The organism is Novosphingobium naphthalenivorans NBRC 102051 (assembly GCF_001590985.1).
Lineage (GTDB): Bacteria > Pseudomonadota > Alphaproteobacteria > Sphingomonadales > Sphingomonadaceae > Novosphingobium > Novosphingobium naphthalenivorans.
Genome location: NZ_BCTX01000075.1, coordinates 1 through 22515, shown reverse-complemented (window position 1 = coordinate 22515; position 22515 = coordinate 1). Strand labels below are relative to the sequence as shown.

At 64.8% G+C, this 22515-nt stretch carries 17 protein-coding genes and 1 pseudogene; 13 read left to right on the top strand and 5 right to left on the bottom strand.

Annotated features, from left to right (window positions below; genetic code table 11):
• Positions 1 to 314 precede the first annotated feature (314 nt).
• The 11 genes from NN5_RS19740 (at position 315) to NN5_RS19690 (ending at position 15746) form a co-directional block, all read left to right on the top strand.
• Positions 315 to 959, top strand: coding sequence for an XrtA/PEP-CTERM system exopolysaccharide export protein (locus tag NN5_RS19740; RefSeq protein ID WP_067737317.1), 645 nt, complete (start codon positions 315 to 317; stop codon positions 957 to 959).
• Between the two features lie 16 nt (positions 960 to 975).
• Positions 976 to 2493, top strand: coding sequence for an XrtA system polysaccharide chain length determinant (locus tag NN5_RS19735; RefSeq protein WP_067737314.1), 1518 nt, complete (start codon positions 976 to 978; stop codon positions 2491 to 2493).
• A gap of 11 nt (positions 2494 to 2504) precedes the next feature.
• A complete protein-coding gene (locus tag NN5_RS19730; protein ID WP_067737311.1) occupies positions 2505 to 3554 on the top strand; it encodes a P-loop NTPase family protein in 1050 nt (349 codons plus the stop codon).
• Positions 3551 to 5305 (top strand): hypothetical protein, encoded by a 1755-nt coding sequence (locus NN5_RS19725; RefSeq protein WP_067737308.1) that lies wholly within the window; start codon positions 3551 to 3553, stop codon positions 5303 to 5305. The genes NN5_RS19730 and NN5_RS19725 overlap by 4 nt, the downstream gene beginning before the upstream one ends.
• Positions 5306 to 5325: 20 nt before the next feature.
• Complete coding sequence (locus NN5_RS19720) at positions 5326 to 6561, top strand: XrtA/PEP-CTERM system-associated ATPase (protein ID WP_067737306.1); 1236 nt, start codon at positions 5326 to 5328, stop codon at positions 6559 to 6561.
• A gap of 23 nt (positions 6562 to 6584) precedes the next feature.
• The gene (locus tag NN5_RS19715) at positions 6585 to 7460 is read left to right on the top strand and encodes an XrtA system polysaccharide deacetylase (RefSeq protein WP_067737303.1); all 876 of its coding nucleotides are present in this window, start codon (positions 6585 to 6587) and stop codon (positions 7458 to 7460) included.
• Positions 7457 to 8533, top strand: a complete 1077-nt coding sequence (locus NN5_RS19710) for a FemAB family XrtA/PEP-CTERM system-associated protein (RefSeq protein ID WP_067737300.1) — start codon at positions 7457 to 7459, stop codon at positions 8531 to 8533. The genes NN5_RS19715 and NN5_RS19710 overlap by 4 nt, the downstream gene beginning before the upstream one ends.
• Positions 8533 to 9762 carry a TIGR03087 family PEP-CTERM/XrtA system glycosyltransferase gene (locus NN5_RS19705; protein ID WP_067737297.1) on the top strand — a complete coding sequence of 410 codons (1230 nt, stop codon included), beginning with the start codon at positions 8533 to 8535 and terminating at the stop codon, positions 9760 to 9762. Before NN5_RS19710 ends, NN5_RS19705 begins: the two co-directional genes overlap by 1 nt.
• The gene (xrtA, locus tag NN5_RS19700; protein ID WP_157081221.1) at positions 9752 to 11314 is read left to right on the top strand and encodes an exosortase A; all 1563 of its coding nucleotides are present in this window, start codon (positions 9752 to 9754) and stop codon (positions 11312 to 11314) included. The genes NN5_RS19705 and xrtA overlap by 11 nt, the downstream gene beginning before the upstream one ends.
• A gap of 12 nt (positions 11315 to 11326) precedes the next feature.
• Positions 11327 to 13222 carry an XrtA/PEP-CTERM system amidotransferase gene (locus tag NN5_RS19695; RefSeq protein ID WP_067737291.1) on the top strand — a complete coding sequence of 632 codons (1896 nt, stop codon included), beginning with the start codon at positions 11327 to 11329 and terminating at the stop codon, positions 13220 to 13222.
• A gap of 226 nt (positions 13223 to 13448) precedes the next feature.
• Complete coding sequence (locus NN5_RS19690) at positions 13449 to 15746, top strand: EAL domain-containing protein (protein ID WP_067737288.1); 2298 nt, start codon at positions 13449 to 13451, stop codon at positions 15744 to 15746.
• A gap of 378 nt (positions 15747 to 16124) precedes the next feature.
• Here the strand turns inward: NN5_RS19690 and zapE are convergent, their stop codons facing one another.
• From zapE to NN5_RS19670, 4 genes are all read right to left on the bottom strand, one after another.
• A complete protein-coding gene (gene zapE, locus NN5_RS19685) occupies positions 16125 to 17240 on the bottom strand; it encodes a cell division protein ZapE (protein WP_067737285.1) in 1116 nt (371 codons plus the stop codon).
• Positions 17237 to 17695: a PaaI family thioesterase gene (locus NN5_RS19680; RefSeq protein ID WP_067737282.1), complete on the bottom strand. Its 459-nt coding sequence runs from the start codon at positions 17693 to 17695 to the stop codon at positions 17237 to 17239. The genes zapE and NN5_RS19680 overlap by 4 nt, the downstream gene beginning before the upstream one ends.
• Positions 17696 to 17717: 22 nt before the next feature.
• Positions 17718 to 18500 carry a succinate dehydrogenase iron-sulfur subunit gene (locus NN5_RS19675; RefSeq protein ID WP_067737279.1) on the bottom strand — a complete coding sequence of 261 codons (783 nt, stop codon included), beginning with the start codon at positions 18498 to 18500 and terminating at the stop codon, positions 17718 to 17720.
• Between the two features lie 339 nt (positions 18501 to 18839).
• Positions 18840 to 20804, bottom strand: a complete 1965-nt coding sequence (locus NN5_RS19670) for an energy transducer TonB (protein WP_067737276.1) — start codon at positions 20802 to 20804, stop codon at positions 18840 to 18842.
• A 52-nt stretch (positions 20805 to 20856) separates the two neighbouring features.
• On the opposite strand from NN5_RS19670, the gene NN5_RS19665 reads away from it, so the two are divergent.
• Both NN5_RS19665 and NN5_RS19660 read left to right on the top strand, forming a co-directional pair.
• Complete coding sequence (locus NN5_RS19665; protein ID WP_157081220.1) at positions 20857 to 21282, top strand: TlpA family protein disulfide reductase; 426 nt, start codon at positions 20857 to 20859, stop codon at positions 21280 to 21282.
• Positions 21283 to 21375: 93 nt separating this feature from the next.
• Positions 21376 to 22008 carry a class I SAM-dependent methyltransferase gene (locus tag NN5_RS19660; RefSeq protein WP_067737271.1) on the top strand — a complete coding sequence of 211 codons (633 nt, stop codon included), beginning with the start codon at positions 21376 to 21378 and terminating at the stop codon, positions 22006 to 22008.
• A gap of 114 nt (positions 22009 to 22122) precedes the next feature.
• On the opposite strand, the pseudogene NN5_RS27000 reads toward NN5_RS19660, so the two are convergent.
• Positions 22123 to 22515 (bottom strand): annotated as a pseudogene (locus tag NN5_RS27000) (ribonuclease E/G); the annotation flags it as partial.

Genomic DNA, 22515 nt, shown 5'->3' with positions numbered 1-22515 from the left:
AAGCCAACAAGCCCCTCTCAACTTCGGCTAGGCGGATCCTTCGACAAGCTCAGGACCGCCAAGCCTGCGTATCTCTCCCCTGAAGGAGAGAGAGCAAAAACAAGCTACGCTTACCAAGCTTTGGCATGAAACGAGCTTAAGGATTGAGAGTGTTGCACGTCCCGATTTGGGACCGGTCAATAAATCGACAGTCACGGCTAACGCAATGTTCACCCTTTTTTCGGATTACGGACACCGGATTTTGCCAGCCGTCCCTTCGCGCCTGCGGGTGCCCTGAGTGTGTGGAGGCGGTTGGTGCAGACAAAGGTGTGTTCATGCCGCGATATCGTTTTGCCCGGATTCTGGCCGGTTGCGCGCTGGCCAGTGCCACTCTGACAGGGTGCATGGGCTCGGCGTCCGGGCCGGAACTGCCCCCGGCTTCGTTCGTCGCGATGCAGGAAGGGCCCGGCGAGGAATACGTCATCGGCCCGCTCGACACGCTAACCATTTTCGTTTGGCGTAATCCGGAGCTCGGCGCGAAAGTGCAGGTGCGCCCCGACGGCCGCATCACCACGCCGCTGATCACCGACATGCCGGCCGTGGGCAAGACTCCCTCGATGCTGGCCGAGGACATCCGCCTCCAGCTCTCGCAATATATCGAGGACCCGCTGGTCTCGGTGATCGTCGACAATTTCTCGGGCACGTTCAGCCAGCAGATCCGCGTGGTCGGCGCGACGGAAAAGCCCGCCTCGATCCCCTACCGCGCCAACATGACCGTGCTCGATGCGATGATCGCCGTGGGCGGCCTGTCGGAATACGCGGCGGGCAACAAGGCGCGCCTGATCCGCTTCGACAAGACCAGCGGCAAGCAGAAGGAATACCAGCTGCGCCTGGGCGACTTGCTCAAGAAGGGCGACAGCAAGGCGAACGTCATGCTGAAGCCGGGCGACGTCATCATCATCCCCGAAAGCATGTTCTGAGGAGCGGGGCGGCGCGATGAACAGCCTTTACGAAGAACTGCTCTCGGCGATCCACAGCGTCTGGACCCGGCGCTGGATCGCGCTGGGACTGGCCTGGGTGATCTGCCTGCTGGGCTGGTTCGTGGTCGCCCTGATCCCCAACAGCTACGAATCGCAGGCGCGGATATTCATCCAGCTCGACGATGCGCTGGCCGAACAGGTGGGCATCGGCGTTGCCGACAAGAAGCGTGACATCGAACGCATTCGCCAGACGCTGACAAGCGCGGTGAATCTGGAAAAGGTGGTTCGCGGCACGCGCCTTGGCGACACGATCGAATCGCCCAAGCAGATGGAAGCCGCCGTGCTGCGCCTGGCCGACAACGTGAAGATCGTCAGCCAGCAGGACAATCTGTTCCAGATCACGGCGACGGCCAATTATTCCTCGTTCTCCGATTCCGAGAACGCCAAGCTGGCGCAGGCCGTGGCGCAGAAGCTGATCGACATTTTCCGCGAGGAAAACCTCTCGGGTGATCGCGGCGAAATGGTCGAGACGCTGGAATTCGTGAACCAGCAGCTGCGCCAGCGCGAAAAGCAGCTGGAATCGGCCGAGCAGAAGCGCACTACGTTCGAGGCGGAACATCCAGAGCTGGCCCAGGGCGGCGCGGCGGTGGTGCAGCGTCTCGAAACCTCGCGCTCGTCGCTGCGCGATGTCGAGGCCGATCTGGCTGCGGCGCAGAGCGCGCTGGCCGCGATCGACGGGCAGCTCGCCGGAACCCCGCGCACGATCGCGGGGGCTGGCGGCGGCGCTCAGGCGGCGCTGGCCAAGGCCCAGTCCGATCTGGCCGGCATGAAGGCGCGGGGCCTGACCGACAGCCATCCCGACGTGATCGCCGCCCGCAACCAGATTGCCGCGCTGAAAGGCCCGGCGGCGCAGGAAGCGGCAAGCGGCGGAGGCACGATCAACCCGGCCTACAGCTCGCTCCAGTCGATTCGCGCCGAGCGGCAGGCCAATGTTCAGGCGCTCGAATCGCGCAAGGCGGCGCTGCAGTCGGACGTGTCCTCGCTGATGGCCTCGGCGATCAAGGACCCCGAACTCGCCACCGAGGCGCAGCGCATCAACCGCGATTACGACGTGCTGCGCCAGCAGTACGACAAGCTTTTGCAGGACCGCGAGGAATTGAAGCTGCGCGGTGAAGTGAAGACCGAGCGCGAGGCGGTGAAGTTCGAAGTGGTCGATCCGCCGACGACGCCGCGCTCGCCGGTCGCGCCCAACCGTCCGGTGCTGCTGCTGGGCGTGCTGATGGCCGGTATTGGTGGCGGCTGCGCCGGGGCTTTCGCGCTCAGCCGGGTGCGGTCGGTGTTCACGACCACGTCCGGGCTGGAGCGTGTGACCGGAATGCCGGTGCTCGGCGCGATCTCGCTGAATCTGACGGACAGCGCGCGGGCTCTGCGCCGCAAGCGGCTGAAGTACTTCTATGCCGCCGGTGCGGCGCTTTGCGGGCTGTGTTTCGTGCTGCTCGCCGTGGAATTCGTCCAGCGCGGAATGGTGGCGTGAGGGAACCGGACATGACCGACCAGAGCAAGATCCCCATGCCCGAAGGCACTGGCGCCCCGCTGAAACCCGGCGAATCGCTGATCGAGCGCGCGGCCGGGCGCTTCGGCCTGAACAGCTTCATTGCCCATCCCGCCCCGCTTCCGCCCAAGGCGCAGGCCTTGGCGCGGGCCGAAGTTCAGGCGGCCAGGGCTGCGCAGAGCGAGGTTGCCGCCGTGCAGCCCGGTCTGCCGGTTCAGGCGGCTGCCGCTGCTCCAGCTGTCGCTTCGGCTCCGGCTGTAGCCCCGGCCCCGGCTGTCGCCCCGGCTCCGGCTCCGGTGGAATTCCATGGCGTCCACCATCACGTGGACCGCGAGCACTTGCGCGAACAGGGGCTGATCGTTCCCGAAGGGGCCGTGACCGCGCTTCTGGAAGAGTTCCGCATCGTCAAGCGCCAGATCCTCGTCCAGGCAGCGGACTTGCGCCGCCAGAAGGCCGGTTCGATCGCGCAGCGGGTGCTGATCGGCTCGCCGCTGCCGGGTGAGGGCAAGACCTATTGCGCGCTCAACCTCGCGCTTTCGATCGCGGCGGAAAAGGACAGCGAGGTCCTGCTCGTCGATGCCGACTTCGCCAAGCCCTCGATCCTTTCGGCGCTCGGAATGCCGGGCGGGCCCGGCCTGATGGACGCGCTGATGGACGAGAACATCGATGTCACCGAATGCGTGCTCGGCACGGACATTCCGGGGCTCTGGGTCCTGCCGGCAGGCGATGCTACCAACCACGACAGCGAGTACCTTTCCAGCGCGCGGACCGCAGGGGTGCTGGACCGCCTGACCGAAGGCGCTCCGCATCGCATCATCATTTTCGATTCCCCGCCCGCGCTGGCGGCATCGCCCGCGGCGGAGCTGGCGAAATATGTCGGGCAAGTGCTGGTGATCGTGCGCGCCGACCGGACCGGGCAGGGCGCATTGGAGGATGCGATCTCGCTCCTCGACGCCTGCCCGAACGTGCAGCTCCTGCTCAACGGCGCGCAGTTCAGCCCGAGCGGGCGCCGGTTCGGCTCCTACTACGGATACAAGGGATGACTGGGGTGCGGCAGTCATTACCCATAGGGGCATCGTTCAGGCGGCTTTCCGCAAGCGCATCGCTCTGCGCGCTGGCCGTTATTGCCGTGCCCTGCGCGGTGCAGGCCCAGTCCATCGGATACGATAGCACCGGTGGCAGCGCGGGCAGCAGCATGGGCGGCGGCGATCAGGGCGAAGCGCCGGTTTACCGGCCGGGCAAGTCCGGAAAGAAGGCGGGCAAGGGCAGCAAGCGGCTTGAAGTGAAGCCCTATATCGAGGTCGACCAGATCGTGAATGCCGAGCTTTCGCCCGGCAACGATGTCCTGACCTATACCCAGGTGGCGGCCGGGCTCGACGCGGGCATCGCCGGGCGCAACAATGCCGCATCGCTGTCTGTCCGCTACGAGCGGCAGTTCGGCTGGGGCAAGAAGGCGCGCGATGGCGATGCGATCAGCGGGATCGTGCGCGGCTATACAACCGTGGTTCCCGGCGTGACGCTGGAGGCGGGCGGCCTGGCGACCCGTGCCTCGGTGGGCGGCACCGGATCTTCCGTGGTTTCGGACAAGACCCGGACCAATATTTATTCGGTCTATGGCGGTCCCTCAGTGGCGACGCGCGCGGGGGCGGTGAACGTCACGGCCAATTACCGCGCGGGTTTCACCAAGGTCGACGGATCGAGCAACTATGTGACCAGCGCCGGCACGGCCGCGGCCGACACCTTCGACAAGAGCGTGACCCAGGTCGCCGATGTCGAGGCGGGCGTGGCGCCGGGCGACGTGCTGCCGGTGGGCCTCGCCGTGGGCGGCACTTTCTATCAGGAAGACATCTCCAACCTCGACCAGCGCGTGCGCGACATGCAGGCGCGGGCGATGGTGACAGTGCCGCTCAGCCGCACGGTGCAGGCCGTGGGCAGCATCGGCTACGAGGACGTCGAGATCTCCAGCCGCGATGCCGTGCGCGATGCCGACGGCAACCCGGTGATCGGCTCCGATGGCCGCTATGTCACCGACAAGAGCGCCCCGCGCGTGCTGGCCTATGACGTCAGCGGGCTGACCTGGGATGTCGCGGTGATGTGGCGCCCCAGCCGCCGCACGTCGCTCTCCGCGCATGTCGGCCGCCGCTATGGCTCGACCAGCTTCGGCGGGACGCTGTCCTACGCGCCGGACGACCGCAGCCAGCTCAGCGTGGCGGTCTATGACAACATCGCCGGTTTCGGCGGCCAGCTCAATCGTCTGATCGACAAGCTGCCTGACGACTTCGAGGCCGTGCGCGATCCGGTGACGGGCGAACTGACGGGCTGCGTCTCCTCGCTCGACGGCAGCAACTGCCTGTCCGGCGCGCTGGCCTCGCTGCGCTCCTCGACGTTCCGCGCGCGCGGCGTTGCGGCGAGCTATTCGGTGAAGCTGGGCGGGCTCAATGCCGGTCTCGGGCTCGGTTATGACCGCCGCAAGTTCATCGCCGCACAAGGGACCGTGCTGGCTTCGGCGAACGGCCTGGTCGACGAGACGTACTGGCTTGCCGCCTATCTGAGCGGGCGGCTCGGCCGCGACGCCGGCTGGTCGGCCAATGCCTATGCCAACTGGCTGTCGAGCACCGATCCGCTGTTCGCCGATGCCAATACTTATGGCGCTTCCGCCAGCTATTTCCGCCTTCTGACCCGGCGTCTGCGGGCGAGCCTGGCGGTCGGGATTGACGGGACAACCCGCAAGGATCCCGCGATCGACGATATCTGGACGGCTTCGGCGCTGGCCGGCCTGCGCTACAATTTCTGAGTCCCAGGGAAGGACCAACGATGTTCGACGACTTCTACGGGCTTCAGGCAAAGCCCTTCCAGCTGACCCCGGACCCGGAGTTCTATTTCGAGAGCCTGACGCACCGCAAGGCGCTGTCCTATCTCGGCTATGGCCTGGCGCAGGCCGAAGGCTTCGTGGTGATCACTGGCGAGGTCGGCGCGGGCAAGTCGACGCTGGTCGCCTATCTGATGGCGACGATCGATCCTTCGCGCATGACGGTGGCCAATGTCGTGACCAGCGCGCTTGACGGGGAAGCGATCGTCCATGTCGTGGCGCAGGCGTTCGGCCTGCCGGTGGCGGGGCATGACAAGGCCTCGGCGCTCGGCGCGATCGAGGCTTTCCTGCACGCCGAAGCGCGTCTGGGCCGCCGCTGCCTGCTCATCATCGACGAGGCGCAGAACCTGGCCGTCGGTGCGCTGGAAGAGCTGCGGATGCTCTCGAACTTCCAGCTCGGCTCGCATCCGCTGCTGCAGACGCTCTTGCTCGGCCAGCCGGAATTCCGCGACACGCTGATGCACAGCGATCAGCTTGAGCAGCTGCGCCAGCGCGTGATCGCCACGCACCACCTCGGGCCGATGGAGCGCGAGGAAGTACAGGCCTATATCGAGCATCGCCTCCTGCGCGCGGGCTGGAAAGGCAATCCCGGCTTCGATCCCGCGGTCTTCGCCGCGATCTACGAAGCCACCGGCGGCATTCCGCGCCGGATCAACCAGATCGTCAGCCGCCTGCTGCTGCTGGGCGCGGTGGATCAGCGCACCAGCATCGACAGTGCCATGCTCCATCAGGTGCTCGGCGAGATGAGCGACGATGGCTCGCTGGCACTGGTGACGCAGAAGCCGCAGGCGGAAGCGGCCCCGGCGGCCCCGGCGGCCGTGGAGCAGCCGGCTGGCACCGGAGCGCCGTCTGCCTCGCCGGTTCCGCTGGCCGGGATCGATGCCGCTGCCGCAACCGCGCTGATCGAGAAGGCGCTGGCCGATCGCGACGCGCGGATCCGGGAACTGGAGCAGGCCGTGCTCGAACTCGCCGCCGCCGCGCAGGCGCACGAGGCGGCCGGAGCGCAGCAGCAGGACAGCCACGCGCGGGTCGATGACCTGGAGGCGCGTCTGGCCGAAGCGAGCGATCACGCCGCCAAGCTGGAGGCCCGTCTCGACGAGCAGCAGCGCACGCTGCGCCATACGCTGACGATGCTGATCGAATGGATCGAAAGCGGCGACGGACAGCGCGAAGCCGCCTGACCGTTCCGCCGGGAGGTGCTCCGATGAATACCCGCCATGAGCCGGTGAACGGGCTTTCGGTCGATGTTGAGGACTGGTTCCAGGTCGGCGCCTTCGAAACCGTGATCGACCGCGAGAGCTGGGGCACGCTGACCGACCGCGTGGAACGCAATTGCGCGGAAATTCTCCGGCTTTTCTCTGAGGCCGGGGTGAAAGGCACTTTCTTCACGCTCGGCTGGATCGCCGAGCGGCACCCGGAGATGATGCGCCGGATCGCCGCCGAGGGGCACGAGATCGCCAGCCACGGCTGGGACCACGAGCGTGTGTTCCGGCTTGGCGCCGAAGGCTTTGCGCAGGACATCGCCCGCGCCCGCAAGGCAATCGAGGATGCCTGCGGGGTCGCGGTGAAAGGCTATCGCGCGCCCAGTTTCTCGATCGATGCGCGCACCCCCTGGGCCTTCGAAGTCTTGGCCGAACAGGGCTATGCCTACAGTTCCAGCGTCGCGCCGATCGTGCATGACCATTACGGCTGGCGCGAGGCGCCGCGCTTCGCGTTCCATCCGCTGGCGGGCAGCGATTTCGTCGAAATTCCCGTGACGACCGCGCATTTCGCCGGGCGGCGTCTGGCGGCGGGCGGCGGCGGCTTCTTTCGCGTGCTGCCTTATGGCTTCTCGCGCTGGGCGATCCGGCAGGTCAATGGCGAGGACCGGCGCCCGGCGGTGTTCTATTTCCACCCGTGGGAAATCGATCCCGGCCAGCCGCGCGTGGCCCATGCGCCGCTGCGCTCGCGGCTGCGGCACTATACCAATCTCGGCGTGATGGAGAGCAAGCTGGTCCGCCTGATCGGTGATTTCCGCTGGGGCCGCATGGACGAACTCGCCGCACGCGAAGCGGCGCGGGCGGAGGCATTGGCGGCATGAATGCACCGTTTCCCCTGACCCGCAGCTCGGTGCGCATCGCGGCGCTGCACGATCCGAACGAGATCGCGCGGATCGAGGCTTACGTGGCCCGCCATCCGCAGGGCACGCCGTTCCACCGCCCGGCCTGGTTCCTGTCGGTCGCCCGCGCGACCGGCAACGCGGCCCATGCGCTGGTGAAGACCCGCCAGGGCGAGATCGTTGCGTTCCTGCCCTTCGATGCCATCCATTCGCCGGTGTTCGGGCGTGTGCTGGCCTCCACCGGCTTTGCCGTCGGCGGCGGGCTGCTGGCCAACGAAGACGTCGATCCGCAGGGCATGTTCGCGGCCGCCGAAGAACTGGCGCGGCGCCTGTCCTGCCCGACCATCGAACTGCGCGGCGGCCCGCTGCCGCAGGAGCAGGGCGGCTGGGCGCTCAAGACCGAATCGCACTGCAACTTCGCCCGTCCGCTCGCCGCCGATGACGAAGCGCAGCTGCTCGACATTCCGCGCAAGCAGCGCGCCGAAGTGCGCAAGGCGTTGGCCAACGACCTGACAATCGAAGTGGGCACGGCCGAGGCCGACCGGCAGGCGCATTACGCAGTCTTCTGCGAAAGCTACCGCAATCTCGGCACGCCGGTGTTCCCGCGCGCGCTGCTCGACAGCGTGGTCGATGCTTTCGGCGATCAGGCGGACATCCTGACCGTGCGGCACGAGGGCAAGCCGGTGGCGAGCGTCATCAGCGTCTATCACGGCGGCGCGGTCATGCCCTATTGGGGCGGCGGCACTTGGGATGCGCGGCGGCTGCGGGCCAATGACCGGATGTATTACGAACTGATGCTCCATGCCCGGCGGCGGGGTTGCACCACGTTCGACTTCGGCCGTTCCAAGACGAACAGCGGCGCCTATCACTTCAAGCGCAACTGGGGCTTCGAGCCCGAACCGCTGACTTATGCCACGTGGACGCGGCCGGGCACGGCCAAGCGCGAGGCGGACCCCGCCAGCGCCAAGCTCTCGCTCCAGATCAAGCTGTGGCAGCGCCTGCCGCTGGCGGTCGCCAATCGTCTCGGGCCGCTGATCGCGCGCGGGATCGGCTGATGGGCGAGATCCTGTTTCTGGCCCACCGCATCCCGTTCCCCCCGGACCGGGGCGACAAGATCCGCTCGCACCATGTGCTGAAAGCGCTGGCGCGGCTGGCGCCGGTCCATGTCGCGACGTTCGCGGACGACGAGCAGGATCACCGCTTCGAGGCCGATCTGGCCGCGCTGGCCGCCAGCTATTGCCTCGTCCGCCGCCGCAAGCCGTTGCCCGTGGCGGGGATCGAGGCGCTGGCGACAGGCAAGCCGCTGAGCCTTGCCGCCTTTCACGACAATCGCCTCGAACGCTATGTTCGCGACGTGCTGGCAAAGCGTGACATCAGCGTGATCTATATCTTTTCCGGGCAGATGGCGCAGTACGTGCCGAATGGCTTCCGGGGGCGGGTGGTCGCCGATCTGGTCGATGTCGATTCCGCCAAGTTCGAGGCTTATGCCGCCAAGAGCCACGGTATCCGTTCGTGGATGGAGCGCCGCGAAGGGCACTTGCTGCAGGCCGAGGAAGCGCGGATCGCCGGGGCGAGCGACGTGACGCTGCTGATCAGCAAGGCCGAAGCGGCGCTGCTCCACGCGCGCCTGCCCGATCCGGCCGCGCGGGTCTGCGCCATGGGCAATGGCATGGACAGCGCCTATTTCGATCCCGCACGGACCGAACCCGAACCGCGCATGACGGCCAGCGGCGCGCCGCGGCTGATCTTTACCGGCCAGATGGACTACGCTCCCAATATCGAGGCGGTTACGCGCGCGATCGACCGGATCATGCCGCTGGTGCGTGCAGCTTGCCCGCAGGCGAGCCTCCACGTGGTCGGCCGCAATCCTCCGCCCGCGCTTCAGGCGCGCGGGGGACGTGACGGCATCGAGGTCTGGGGCAGGGTGGAGGATGTCCGGCCCTGGCTGGCCGGGGCCGATATTGCGCTTGTTCCCCTCGAAATTGCGCGCGGCGTGCAGAACAAGGTGCTCGAAGCCATGGCCATGGGGCTGCCGGTCGTCCTCTCGCCCGGCGCGGCCACCGGGATCGATGCGCAGGACGGGCGGGACTTCCAGGTTGCGCAAAGTGACGCGGAGCTGGCCGAAGCCGTCGTTGCCCTGGCGCGCGATCCGGTGCGGGCCAGGGCCATGGGCACGGCCGCGCGCGAGTGGATCGTTGGCCATGCCGCCTGGGATGCCGCCCTGGCGCAGCTTCCCGGCTATCTCGGTTTCGAAAGCAGCGGGAGCATGAGCGATGCCGCCTGAAATGCGTGCCGTCATGCACTCGATGGTCATGGCCGGGCAGCGGCTGTCGCCCGCCTGGCAAACCGCGCTGGTCCGGCTTGGGATGGTGTGGGCCGTATTGCTCGGGGTCTTCGCGCCCGACTGGGCGGCGATGGCGCGGCAATGGTGGGACATTTCGACGTATAACCACATCGTCCTGATCCCCGTGATCCTCGGCTGGCTGGTGTGGCAGCGCTGGCCGGAGCTGCAAAAGCTGGAGCCGGAAATCTGGTGGCCCGGCCTTGTGCTCTTCGCAGGTGCCGCCTTCCTCTGGCTGCTCGGCGCGATGTCGGGGCTCGACATTGCGCGGCAGGCGGCGGCGGTGGCGATGCTGGGCGCCGTGGTGCCGCTGCTGCTGGGCGTTCGCGTGGCGGCAGGGCTCGCTTTTCCGCTGGCCTACATGGTCTTCCTCATTCCCGTGGGCGAGGAACTGGAGAACATGCTGCAGATGGTCACGGCGGAGATCACCGTCGCCCTGACGCATCTGAGCGGGATTCCCGCTGCGATCGACGGCGTTTTCATCGACACGCCCGCGGGCCTCTTCGAAGTCGCCGAAGCCTGTTCGGGGGTGAAGTTTCTCATCGCCATGATCGCTTTCGGCGTGCTGGCGGCCAATGTCTGCTTCGTGAGCTGGCGCCGCCGCATGGCGCTGATGGCGGCCTGTCTGGTCGTGCCGATCGTGGCCAACGGCATCCGGGCTTGGGGCACGATCTATGCCGCGCAGTTCTTTGGCGTGGAAGTGGCGGCCGGGTTCGATCACATCGTCTATGGCTGGATATTCTTCGCGATCGTGCTCATTCTGGTGATCGCGGGCGCGTGGCGCTTTTTCGACCGTTCGCCCCATGCGCCGGTGATCGATGCGAAGGCACTGGCGGCATCGCCCTGGCTGGCCCGTCTCGAAATGCCGGCGATCGCGGGAGGGAAGGCTCTGGCCGTGCTCCTGCTGTTGCTCGTGGCCGTGCGGGGCTGGGCCTATGCGGCCGACACGCTTGCGGCGCCGTTGCCGCGGCAGATCGACTTGCCCGCCGTTCCGGGCTGGACCCGCGTCGATTACACGCCGCGCATCTGGTGGGAGCCGCGCGCCGAGGGGGCCGAGCACCGGCTGCTGGGGCGCTATCAGGACGGGCAGGGGCGGCAGGTCGATGTTTTCGTGGCGCTCTATTCGCGGCAGGGCGAAGGCCGTGAAGCCGGCGGCTTCGGGCAGGGCGCGCTGATGCCCGAAAGCCCGTGGGCCTGGCAGGCACCGGGGCCCGATTTCGGGGAAGGCCGGAGCGAACGCCTGCTGGGCGGCGGCACGGACAGGCGGCTGGCCGTGACCTGGTATCGCAACGGCGATCTGCTGTCCGGCAGCAATGCCCGGCTGAAACTGGCGGTCATGGCCAATCACTTGTCCTTCCATGTGCAGCCCACCATGATGCTGATCCTGTCGGCGCAAGACACCGCGCATGGTCCGGCCGAAGAGGCCATCCGCCGTTTCCGCGCATCCACAGGCCCGCTGGCACCGTGGATGGACCGCATGACCGGGCTTCGATAGAGTCCCGGTCCCATGTGCGGTATCGCCGGTATCTTTCATCTGGAAACGCCCAAGCCGGTCGATCCCGCAAGGGTCGAGGCGATGTGCGATGCGCTGGCGCACCGCGGGCCCGACGGCCACGGCATCTGGACCGCGCCGGGTGTGGGGCTGGGCCATCGCCGCCTGTCGATCATCGATCTTGCCGGGTCTCCGCAGCCGATGGCCTCGCTCGACGGCCGGGCGATGCTGGTCTTCAACGGCGAGATCTACAATTACCGCGAACTGCGGCAGGAACTGAAGGAGGCCGGCGCCAGCTTCCGCACCGATGGCGACAGCGAGGTGATCCTCGCGGCCTGGCAGCGCTGGGGGCCGGACTGCGTCAGCCGCCTGCACGGCATGTTCGCTTTCGCGATCTACGATCTGGATGCACGCACGCTGTTCCTCGCGCGCGACCGGCTGGGGGTGAAGCCGCTGTTCCTCGCGCCGCTCAGCGATGGCAGTCTGGCTTTCGGCTCCGAACTCAAAGCGCTGCTGGCGCACCCGCTGCTGAGGCGGGAGATCGATCCGCTGGCGGTCGAGGACTTTCTGGCCTGGGGCTATGTCCCCGATCACCGTTCGATCCTGAAAGGCGTGACGAAGCTGCCCGCGGGTCATTCGCTGCTGCTGCGCCATGGCGTGCCGATGCCGCGCCCCAGCCAGTGGTGGGATGTGTCCTTCGAACACCGCCACAAGGGCAAGGCGGCCGATCTGGAGGCCGAACTGCTGCATCTCCTGCGGCAGGCGGTGTCCTCGCGCATGGTGGCCGACGTGCCGCTCGGCGCGTTTCTTTCGGGCGGGGTCGATAGTTCCAGCGTCGTTGCGCTGATGGCGGAGGCCAGCGCCAATCCGGTCAGGACCTGTTCGATCGGGTTCGATGTCGCCGCGCTCGATGAAAGCGCTTACGCCACGCAAGTCGCGCAGCAGTATCACACCGATCATGCCTCGCGGCTGGTCTCGCCCGACGATTTTGAGGCGATCGATGTGCTGGCGGGCATGTTCGATGAACCTTTCGCCGATGCCTCGGCCTTGCCGACCTGGCGGGTGTGCCAGCTGGCGCGGGAATCGGTGACGGTCGCCTTGTCCGGCGACGGTGCCGACGAGGCACTGGCGGGTTATCGCCGTCACTTGTTCCAGTACAACGAGGACCGGGTGCGCTCGCTGCTGCCGCAGGGCCTGCGCGGTCCGGTGTTCGGGGCGCTGGGGGCGATCTATCCCAAGGCGGACTGGGCGCCCCGGCCGCTGCGCGCCAAGACGACGCTGCTGTCGCTGGCGGGGGATAGCGCGGAAGGCTATGCGCGGGCCCTGGCCGTGACGTCGCCGGAACTGCGCGAGGGGCTCTATTCCGATACCTTCCGGAGGCTGCGCGGCGATTACCGGGCGGAACAGCCGCTGTTTGACGTCATGCGCTCAGCGCCGGCACGCTCGGGGCTGGACCGGGCGCAGTATGCCGACCTCAAGGTCTGGCTTCCCGGCGATATCCTGACCAAAGTCGATCGCACCAGCATGGCAGTCAGCTTGGAATCGCGCGAACCGCTGCTCGATCACCGGCTGATCGAATTCGCCGCGGCCTTGCCGGAATCGATGCGGGTGCATGGCGGGCAGGGCAAGTGGCTGATGAAGCGCACCATGCGCCGGTTCCTGCCCGAGGATATCCTCTACCGGCCCAAGCAGGGTTTCGTGACGCCGATCGCGCAATGGTTCCGTGGCCCCCTGGCGCAGACCGCGCGGGACATCGCCGCGAGCAAGACGCTGGCCCGCACAGGCTGGTTCGACACGCGCAGGCTGACCATGCTGGTCGACGCGCATCTATCTGGAATTTCGGACAACTCCCGTCTGCTATGGCAATTGCTCATGCTGGAGAAGTCGCTTGCCGGGCTGGGGATCGGCTGAATGTGCGGATTTCCCGGCGCTGATGCGGCCGCGAAATTCAGTGTTTTTGGCAAATTAACGATACCGATTCTTAGGACATTTGCCGTACCGAGGAAATCTGAGCGTCAATATGGGACGTGCATGAACGGACTTGGTAGCCATTTTTGTCAGCAAAAGCGGACGCTTTCCGCGACGATGGCGCTTGTCTCGATGCCCCGGTCCGATTGTCCGGAAGGGGCGCGGTTCCATGGCTGAGTTCTGGACAGGCCTGCGCAAATTCGCGAAAAATCAGCGCGTCCGGATCGTCTTGTGGGCAACGCTGGCGGGGGTTCTGTTCGGCCTGACGGGGCTGAGTTCGCCCGTAGAAGACTTCCTCAGAAATGTGCGCTGGTCGTTGCACGAGGAGAAAGCCTCTGGGCGCCTCGTGATCGTGGAGCAGGATTCCAAGACGCTCGACGCCTTGGGCGCGACGGATGTTAACCGGAGCAACGATGCGGACGTTTTGGCCGCACTGTTCAAGGCCGGTGCGCAGCGCGTATTCTTCGCTCGTCCATTTTCGGCGGAAAATGATGAAGGGCAGGATGGGAAGTTCGTAAAAGAACTAAAAGACCATCCTGGTAAAATATTCCTAGGGGCCAAGCCTAGCGAAAGTGCACCTAATTATACTTCTCGGATTCCCCCCAAGAGGTATTATCAATATGCACGTGTCGTTTCGCTTCTTGCTCATGCTAATGCTTTTAACCTGAATGTCACTCTGCCGCTTGCGTCAGATAGTCCCCTTGGGAAGATCCCGTCTATATCTGCGGAGATTGCGGGTGTGGATGGGTCTTTGGACCATTTTTATACGCCAGATTACTCAATCAGAGCAGCGACCTTCCGGACTATAAGTTACATTGACGTTCTTCGCGGGAAGTTTGATTCTTCTCTCGTGAAGGGGGAGACGGTCATGATCGCTCCCACGGCTGTGTCGTATAACAATACGCATACGATTCCCGGTCTGGGCGTTGGTGCGGCCGAGCCCTATTTTCATGCGATAGGGGCTGAAACGCTCGCACGGGGTGTTCCTGTGCAGCTGGGATGGCTTGCTCCCATCGTTGTGGTGCTGGTCGTCATTGGCACAGGGCTTGGCAGAGGGCGTGCGCTCGACGTTTACCGTTTTACGGGTCTCGTGCTCGTATTCGTCGCCGCTCCATTCCTGCTCGATACGATAAGGGTTTCGGTCGAGATTGTTCCGTCGCTGGTTGTGGCGCTGGTTGCCGTAATCCGGATGCGAAACCTTGACCGGGTGGAAGTGGCAGGGGAGACGAACGCGGGATCGGGACTGCCCAGCGTTCAGGCTCTGCGAAACTCAGAAGTGCTTTCTCCTAAGATTCTCGTTGCCCTGAAAATACGCAATTATGGTGCCATCATCGGCAGCTTCGCCGAGCATGTCGAAGCCGAACTGGCCAATGAAATCGTGCGCCGCATTCGCATCAGCGACGAGCCTGTTGTCGTCTATCACGAAGGCGGCATGTTTATCTGGCTGTCCAATATCCGCAGCACTTTCGATCTTTTCGAGAATCTCGAAGGGCTGCACCGGATCGTTCAGAATGGCATCCAGGTCGGCGGGCTGGATATCGACCTGTCGTTCAATTGTGGTATCGACTCGGAATTCGACCGGCCGATGGCAAGCCGTATCGCCAGTGCCATGCAGGCGGCCGAAGAGGCCGTGCGCAACGATGAACTGGTCTATCAGAACGATAGCCGCCGGCAGGAGGCGCAGTGGGAAATCTCGCTGCTGACATCGCTGGACCGTGCCATCGACAATGGCGAAGTCTGGGTGGCTTATCAGCCGAAGCTGGACCTCAAGACCAACCGGATCAGCGGTGCGGAGGCGTTGGTGCGCTGGACGCATCCGGAGCGCGGGCCGATCAGTCCCGAGAAGTTCATCCGCATTGCCGAGGAATTCCACCGGATTGAGCGGATCACCCGGTTCGTGATCAACGATGCCGTCCGCACTGCGGTGGAATTGCAGCGGATGGGGCATGACCTGACAATCTCGGTCAACATCTCGGCGCAATTGCTTCGCAATCCCGGGCTTCCGGGTATGATTGCAGACATACTGGCAGAGCACGATCTTCCGCCGGACCGGCTGATCCTGGAAATCACCGAGACCGATCGCCTCGATCGGAGTTCGCGCACGTTCCAGATGTTGCAGCGCCTCGTGCGATCGGGGCTTCGTCTGTCGATCGACGATTTCGGCACGGGAAATGCCACCATCGATTACCTGCGCTACCTGCCGGCCAGCGAAGTGAAGATCGACAAGAGTTTTGTCTCCTCGATGGAGACCAACAAGGAGGATCTTCTGCTCGTCCAGTCGATCATCGACATGGCGCACTCGCTGGACCGGACGGTCGTGGCGGAGGGTGTCGAGACCGCGGCGGCGCTGGAGATGCTCAGGGGGCTGCGCTGCGACGTGATTCAGGGCTATTTCCTCAGTCGCCCTGTCCCATTCCGGGAACTGGTTGAGCAGATCGCCCAGCCAAAGGTTCTTAAAATTGGTTAATCTTCCTTGAAAAGCCTTTAACTCATTGTTAACCATGAGAAGGCCGCGCTGAACGCGGCAGTTCACATGGGGAAATACAATGACGAAATGGCCTTGGGGTGACGGTTGGAATTTCTGACCCTCACTTGAAAAATTGAATTGTGCGGCATGTAATATGCTGCGCTAAACAGTAATCGCCCTCCAAGAGTCAATTGACCTTTGGAGGGCGATTGTCTTTTTATTGTATGAATCTGATGCACTTCATGCCGGTTCTGCGCGTATTCGGCATTTTTGTTAGAAGTGCAGGGCTAATTATACGCACGTAACTGTAAATCGCGCGTCCGCAAAATCTGAAAATTGAGCGCAGGCTTTATCCCGATTCGGGAATCGTTAACCTAATCAGTCTTCGCCATGTCCCAGCGCGAGATAATCGGCGCTCTGCATTTCGTTCAGGCGGCTGACGGTGCGTTCGAATTCGAAGCGTCCGGTTCCCGCCTGGTAAAGTTCTTCCGGCGAAGCGTCGGCTGCTGCAATCAGCTTGACCTTGTTCTCGTAGAGCGCATCGATGAGGGTAACGAAGCGGGCCGCCTCGTTGCGCCGGTCAGGCCCCATCTTCGGAATGCCGACGAGGATCACGGAATGATAGGCCCGCGCGATGGCGAGGTAATCCGATGCCCCGCGCGCTTCCCCGCACAGGCGCTTGAAGCTGAACACGCCCACGCCCTTGAGGCTCTTGGGCACATGCAGCATTCGACCGCCGCCGACATCGAGTTCCGATGAGGGCACGTGTTCGCTGTCTTCGGGCGGATAGTCGGTCAGCCGGTAGAAGGCTTCGCGGGCCTGTTCTGTGGCCGCATCGCCCAGCGGCATGTGCCAGGTCGCCATGCCGCCCAGGCGCTGGAGCCGGTAGTCGGTCGGCCCGTTGAGCGTCATCACGTCCAGTTCCTGCTCGATCAGGGCGATGAACGGCAGGAAATGCTCGCGGTTGAGCCCGTCCTTGTAGAGCTGCGAAGGCGCGCGGTTCGACGTGGTGACGATCGTTACGCCTTCATTCACCATAAGGTGCGTGAACAGCCGGCTCATGATCATGGCATCGGCCGAATTGTTGACGACCATCTCGTCGAACGCGAGGCAGCGCATGTTGCGGGCAATGGCGGCGGCGACCGGCGGGATCGGGTCGCCGGTTTCCTTCTTGCGCTCCTCGCGCAGCAACCCATGAACTTCCAGCATGAAGGCATGGAAGTGGACGCGGCGCTTTTCCGGAATGTCGAGCGTCTGGATGAACAGGTCCATCAGCATCGACTTGCCGCGGCCGACACCGCCCCACATGTAGATGCCGCGCGGCGGCACCGGCTTCTTGCCCAGAAGCTTGCCGATCAGGCCGGTCGACGATGTCGCCTTGTAGAGTTCGCGCTGCAGGCGATTGAGGCGTTCGGCCGCTGCCGCCTGCTCGGGATCGGAGCGCAGCTCGCCGGTTGCCACCAGCGCTTCGTAGCGTTCGAGCATGGCTGTCATCGCACGCTCGGCTTTCTCAAGGTGCCGTTGAAGTTGGCGACGAGGTGATCGCCTTGCTCTACGGTGCCGCGGAGGAAGACAAAGCGGCGCGTTTCCTTCATCACTTCCGAAATCACATCAAGGGGGCGGCCGATCTGGCCAGTACCCAGAAACTGGTTGTGCAGGTCGAGCGTGACCGCACCTGCGGCGTCGGCACCGAGAATGGCAAAGATCGTCGCGAACAGGGCAACGTCAATCAGTGCCAGGGTTACACCCCCATGCACGGAGCCCATCAGATTGCTGTGATGTGCCGTGACATCGAGCAGACGCAGCCGGGCGCTGCGTTCGCCTTCCTGGCGAAGCAGCATTTTGCCCAGGGCATGGGCATTGAACCGCGCATCGTCGTTGATCTGCCACGTATGCCAGCCCGGATGTTCCGGGTCTGGCACGTGGATGAATTCGCCGGTCGGTTTCACCGGAAAGCCTTGCGCCTGCGTCTTAGACCTGGCGCTCGGCCTGCATCTTCTTGATCTCGGCGATCGCGCGCGCCGGCGAGAGGCCCTTGGGGCACACGTTGGCGCAGTTCATGATGGTGTGGCAGCGATAGAGGCGGAAGGGATCTTCCAGCTCGTCGAGGCGCTCGCCGGTCATCTCGTCGCGGCTGTCGGCCAGCCAGCGGTAGGCCTGGAGCAGGATCGCCGGGCCGAGGAACTTGTCGGAATTCCACCAGTAGCTCGGGCACGAGGTCGAGCAGCAGGCGCACAGGATGCACTCGTAGAGGCCGTCCAGCTTCTCGCGCTGTTCGGGGCTCTGCAGGCGCTCCTTGCCCGACGGGGTGGTCGAGACGGTCTGCAGCCAGGGGCGGATCGAGGCGTACTGCGCATAGAAGTGCGTGAAGTCGGGCACGAGGTCCTTGATCACGTCCATGTGCGGCAGCGGGGTGATGCGGATATCGCCCTTGAGATCCTCGATCGCGGTAGTGCAGGCGAGGCCGTTGGCGCCGTTCATGTTCATCGCGCACGAACCGCAGATGCCTTCGCGGCAGGAGCGGCGGAACGTGAGGGTCGGGTCCATCTCGCTCTTCATCTTGATGAGCGCGTCGAGGACCATCGGGCCGCATTTGTCGAGATCGATCTCGAACGTGTCGTAACGCGGGTTCTCGCCGGAGTCCGGATCGTAGCGGTACACGGTGAACTTCTTCACCTTGGCCGCGCCTTCGGCCTTGTGGACCTTGCCCTGCTTCTTGATCCTGCTGTTGGCCGGGAGAGAGAACTGCGCCATGAAAAAATCCCCGTGATCTCGCAACTGCGGCATGAACCGCGACTACAGGACCCCTCTAGCGATTCAGCCGCGCGGGGCAAGAGGGGAGAGTGCCGGAAGCGCAGATCGTTTTTTCCTGAGTTCGGGCGCGTCAAGCATGGATGAAATTCATTTATAATATTGATAAATAACAAAAATATATAGAATTCGGCGGTCGGTGTGTGCTGTTTTCCCGTGCTGCGGGGCAACATGCTCCCGGCTGGCCTGTGCAGGAAAGCGCATTTCGTCGTGCTCATGCGGCAGAGTCGCGGGTTTGCCGGCAGCGGCGCTTGATGTCGGGAGTCGCGTGTTCGTTGAACGCTAATTCTTGAAGACGATCGTTTTGTTATTGGCGCTGCAGGCGGTGGCGCCGCCGGGGCGGTAGCTCCATTCGTATTTCACGTTCTCACCGATCGCTTTGGCCGCGTCCACGAAGATCAGCGCGGGATAGGCGATGATCGGGCGGACATTGGCGGTGTTGCCATCGGCGCCGATGTCGTATTCGAGCTGGACCCAGCCTTCGAACCCCATCGCTGCCGCCGATGTCGGGTAGTCCGAGCCTGTCACATTGGTGCGGCGGATCGCCGGGGGCAGGCTGAGCAGGGCGCATTGCTCCTCGGTCAAGCCGGTGCGCTGGAAATCGGCCTGCGCGCCAGCCATGTCTCCCGCGCTGGCGGCCTTGTTGGCCAGCGTCAGCCAGGCGAGTTGGCGCAGCGGATGATGGGCATCGAGCCGGTCGTCGCGGGCAATCTGGCCGATGATGTCGTCCGATTGCGGCAACTTGCGTTTGACCGATGTGCCTGCGGCGTAAAAGCGCAGGGTATCCGCGGCAAGGGCATCCCCGGCAATGTCCGGCTGCGCGGCCAGTGTCAGCAGGGCCTCGCGGTCCCTGGTTGAGAAGCGCGGGTTTTCCTTCACGGCGGCGATCTGGCGCGAGATGCGCAGCCAGTTGGCCTGTTCGGTTGGAATCGGGGTGGCCGCCGCTAGGACAAGCGCTTTGTCCGCCCAGGCGATCTGGTCCGCTGTGGGGGCGGTAAAATCCTCACTGACCAGCATTCCCAGCGCGGCGATGCGTGCCAGCGGCTGCGTGTCCGCCTTTTCACTTTCCGCCACGCGATGGAGCGCCTCCAGCGTGGAAGCCCGGTCGGCGGATGTCAGTATTCCGGTGGGAAGGTGCTCCGCGGCCCAGGTCTGGAAACGTCCATTGAGCGGCGACCACAGGCCCGGTCTGCCGCCGAATTCCGTGCTGCAGCGCACTTCGATACGCGTCAGCACGCGGTAGAAGGCAGGAAGCTTGGCGATCTCCTGCGGATTCCAGAACCATTGCGATACGGCCCGTTCGAACGCCGCTGCCACTTGAGGGCCTCCGCGCGAATAGACCGTGTGGGCATTGGTCACATAGCCGTCTTCGCCAATGCCGAATTCCACTACGGCCACGTCGTCGGGGCGCAGGCCGGTTTCGCTGCCGCACAGAGGAGCGGGCATGGATTCTGCGTGGTTGAAAGAGGCGTCCTGGATGCGTCCCGCACCGGTGTAGGCCAGATATTTGCGGGCCTCACTGCTCTTGCCGACCAGTGTGGCTGCCATGGCCAGATCGCTGCGCATGGAGACTTCGGTGAGCGACGTGCGCAAGGTCAGCCCGCCGCTCAATTCGAGAGCCTGCTTGAGTTCGTCGTAGGCCTCCTGAGTTTTGCCCTGATTGAGCAGCGTGCGCGCATGGAGCGTGTGAAAGGCGGCAAGCGTATCCTTGTCGGGTTTCGGCGCGGCCTCGGCGATCCGCAACCCTTCTTCGGATGGTTCCAGCGCGGCGGCATCGCCGTCAAACGCGGTTACTTTGGCCAGCCGGGCGAGAATGCTCAGGCGCGCGGAGCCGCTCCGCTTGTCCAGGGCCATGCGCAAGTAATGCTTGGCGCGCGGATAGTCCGATCGTGCGTAGGCGAGGTTGCCCAGGACCAGCCATGCATCGGAAAGGTCGATGTCGAATTGCGCGCCCGCTTTCTGCAGGACCGGCAGGCCCAGCGCGATGGACCGCTCGCCTTCGTCCGGGCGGTCCAGCATGGTCAGGCAGATGCCCTTGCGAACGGCAATGGCGGCGGCAGGCAGCGAGCCCGGCTTGATGTGGGGATCGTGTTCAAGTGCCTCGAACAGAGGGACGGCCTCGGCGCATTTCTGCGAGGCGGCAAGATCTGAGGCCGTGTTGAAACGTTCCTGCAGCGTGGGAGGCTTGGTTTCCGCCGGAGCTGCCGTCGTCGTGGCGGCCGCTGCAAGCAATGCGAGCGAAAGCATCGGTAGTTCCCTTGTCCTTGCCGAATAGGCCGGTTCGATTTAATAAGAGGGCATGGCGAGACTGTCTATCATTTCTCTGATTTCATTGGGATTTATTACAGTTTTGTCACCCTTGCGCGCCAAGGCGGAAGACCGTTCGCATACGCTTGTCCTGTTCGGCGCCAGCTGGTGCGCGCCGTGCATTGGCGAATTGCGCAATCTGGATGCCCTGGCTGCGGCCCATGGCTCCGGGCGCATCGTGATCGCGTGGAGCGATGCGGGCATCGAAGCTATCCGTTTCGACCGGCCGGAAACCGTCGAAGTGGCGTCGATGGAGCGGGCGAACCGGCTGCGGGCCGCCTATGCACCGGATATCGCCGGCTATCCTTATGCCGTCATGCTCGATGGGCAGGGGCGGTCGTGCGCGCAGTGGGCCCGTTCGGTCACACCCCGGGCCTTGGCCGAGATGCGCCGCATATGCGATCGCCACCCGCGGTAGAGCGGCAGCACTGCTGTGGGCATCAGCGCCGATGAACTTTCCGCCGTTCGAGGTAATGTGACGGCCTGAAAGAGTCGCGGAGGGATAACGGTCATGGGGTTTGCGCGTTGGTGGGACGAGGCCGTGCTGCCCCGCATCATTCGCTGCGGCTGCGCTCAGCCGCCGATCATGAAAATCCGGCGCGATGTCGTGCCGATGGCTTCGGGGCGCGTGTTCGAGCTCGGTTGCGGCGGCGGCATCAACCAGCGGTTGCTCGATCCCGCCCGCATCGAAAGCTACGCCGGGATCGATCCCTCGGAAAAGGGGCTGGACTATGCCCGCGCGGTCGCGGCTGAAAAGGGCTGGGATGCCGATATCCGGCAGGGCGTGGGCGAGGACATTCCCTTCGGGGACGAGAGCTTCGATACGGTGGTCTGCACGTTCACCTTGTGCTCAGTGCACGATCACGGCCGCACCCTGTCCGAACTGCGCCGGGTATTGCGGCCGGGCGGGACATTGTTCTTCGCCGAACACGGCCGCGCGCCCGACGCCAAGGTCGCGCGTTTTCAGGAACGCATCGATCCGGTGTGGAGCAAGGTGTTCGGCAATTGCCACCTGTCGCGCCCGATCGCATCCGGCATCGCGGCGGCCGGGTTCGCGACCGAGCCTGCGGGCGCCCGCTACATGAGCGTGGGGCCGCGTTTCGTCGGATGGATGGAATGGGGCAGGGCGGTGAAGACGGGGTGAGGCTTTGATCCCGGCTCGGCTGGGGGTGGGCTCTCCTCCGTCCCCCAAATAGAAAAAGGCCCCCCGCCAGCAGCGGGAGGCCTTTTCTTCATTCAGGCCCGCAAGGCTTCGGCGTCAGTTGCCGAAAGTGCGCTGCCACCAGCCGCGGCGCGGGGTTTCGTCACCTTCACCGGTGCCTTCCGGGGCGCCAGCGCCTTCCGGAGCGCTCTCGGCAGGGGTTTCGCCATTGCCGTTGGCGTCGTTCGCGGCTTCGGGCACCGCGGCAGTTTCCGCGGCCGGAGCCTCGACAGCCGGGGCTTCGGTCACTTCCGCCTTCTTGCGGCGGGTGCGCTTGGGCTTGGCCGGGGCTTCCTCTGCAGCGGCTTCGGCCGGAGCTTCGGTCACTTCGGCATCGGCCTTCTTGCGGCGGGTGCGCTTGGGCTTGGCCGGGGCTTCCTCGGCGGCGGGTTCAGCCGGAGCTTCGGCCGCAGGGGCCTCGGCGGCTTCGGCGTCGGCCTTCTTGCGGCG

Excerpts from the sequence above, each read along its gene's own strand:
- zapE (WP_067737285.1), bottom strand. The coding sequence starts at position 17,240 with ATGACAGCCATGCTCGAACGCTACGAAGCGCTGGTGGCAACCGGCGAG.
- NN5_RS19725 (WP_067737308.1), top strand. The coding sequence starts at position 3,551 with ATGACTGGGGTGCGGCAGTCATTACCCATAGGGGCATCGTTCAGGCGG.
- NN5_RS19740 (WP_067737317.1), top strand. The coding sequence starts at position 315 with ATGCCGCGATATCGTTTTGCCCGGATTCTGGCCGGTTGCGCGCTGGCC.
- NN5_RS19710 (WP_067737300.1), top strand. The coding sequence starts at position 7,457 with ATGAATGCACCGTTTCCCCTGACCCGCAGCTCGGTGCGCATCGCGGCG.
- NN5_RS19675 (WP_067737279.1), bottom strand. The coding sequence starts at position 18,500 with ATGGCGCAGTTCTCTCTCCCGGCCAACAGCAGGATCAAGAAGCAGGGC.
- NN5_RS19660 (WP_067737271.1), top strand. The coding sequence starts at position 21,376 with ATGGGGTTTGCGCGTTGGTGGGACGAGGCCGTGCTGCCCCGCATCATT.
- NN5_RS19705 (WP_067737297.1), top strand. The coding sequence starts at position 8,533 with ATGGGCGAGATCCTGTTTCTGGCCCACCGCATCCCGTTCCCCCCGGAC.
- NN5_RS19695 (WP_067737291.1), top strand. The coding sequence starts at position 11,327 with ATGTGCGGTATCGCCGGTATCTTTCATCTGGAAACGCCCAAGCCGGTC.
- NN5_RS19735 (WP_067737314.1), top strand. The coding sequence starts at position 976 with ATGAACAGCCTTTACGAAGAACTGCTCTCGGCGATCCACAGCGTCTGG.
- xrtA (WP_157081221.1), top strand. The coding sequence starts at position 9,752 with ATGCCGCCTGAAATGCGTGCCGTCATGCACTCGATGGTCATGGCCGGG.
- NN5_RS19665 (WP_157081220.1), top strand. The coding sequence starts at position 20,857 with ATGGCGAGACTGTCTATCATTTCTCTGATTTCATTGGGATTTATTACA.
- NN5_RS19670 (WP_067737276.1), bottom strand. The coding sequence starts at position 20,804 with ATGCTTTCGCTCGCATTGCTTGCAGCGGCCGCCACGACGACGGCAGCT.
- NN5_RS19690 (WP_067737288.1), top strand. The coding sequence starts at position 13,449 with ATGGCTGAGTTCTGGACAGGCCTGCGCAAATTCGCGAAAAATCAGCGC.
- NN5_RS19720 (WP_067737306.1), top strand. The coding sequence starts at position 5,326 with ATGTTCGACGACTTCTACGGGCTTCAGGCAAAGCCCTTCCAGCTGACC.
- NN5_RS19715 (WP_067737303.1), top strand. The coding sequence starts at position 6,585 with ATGAATACCCGCCATGAGCCGGTGAACGGGCTTTCGGTCGATGTTGAG.
- NN5_RS19730 (WP_067737311.1), top strand. The coding sequence starts at position 2,505 with ATGACCGACCAGAGCAAGATCCCCATGCCCGAAGGCACTGGCGCCCCG.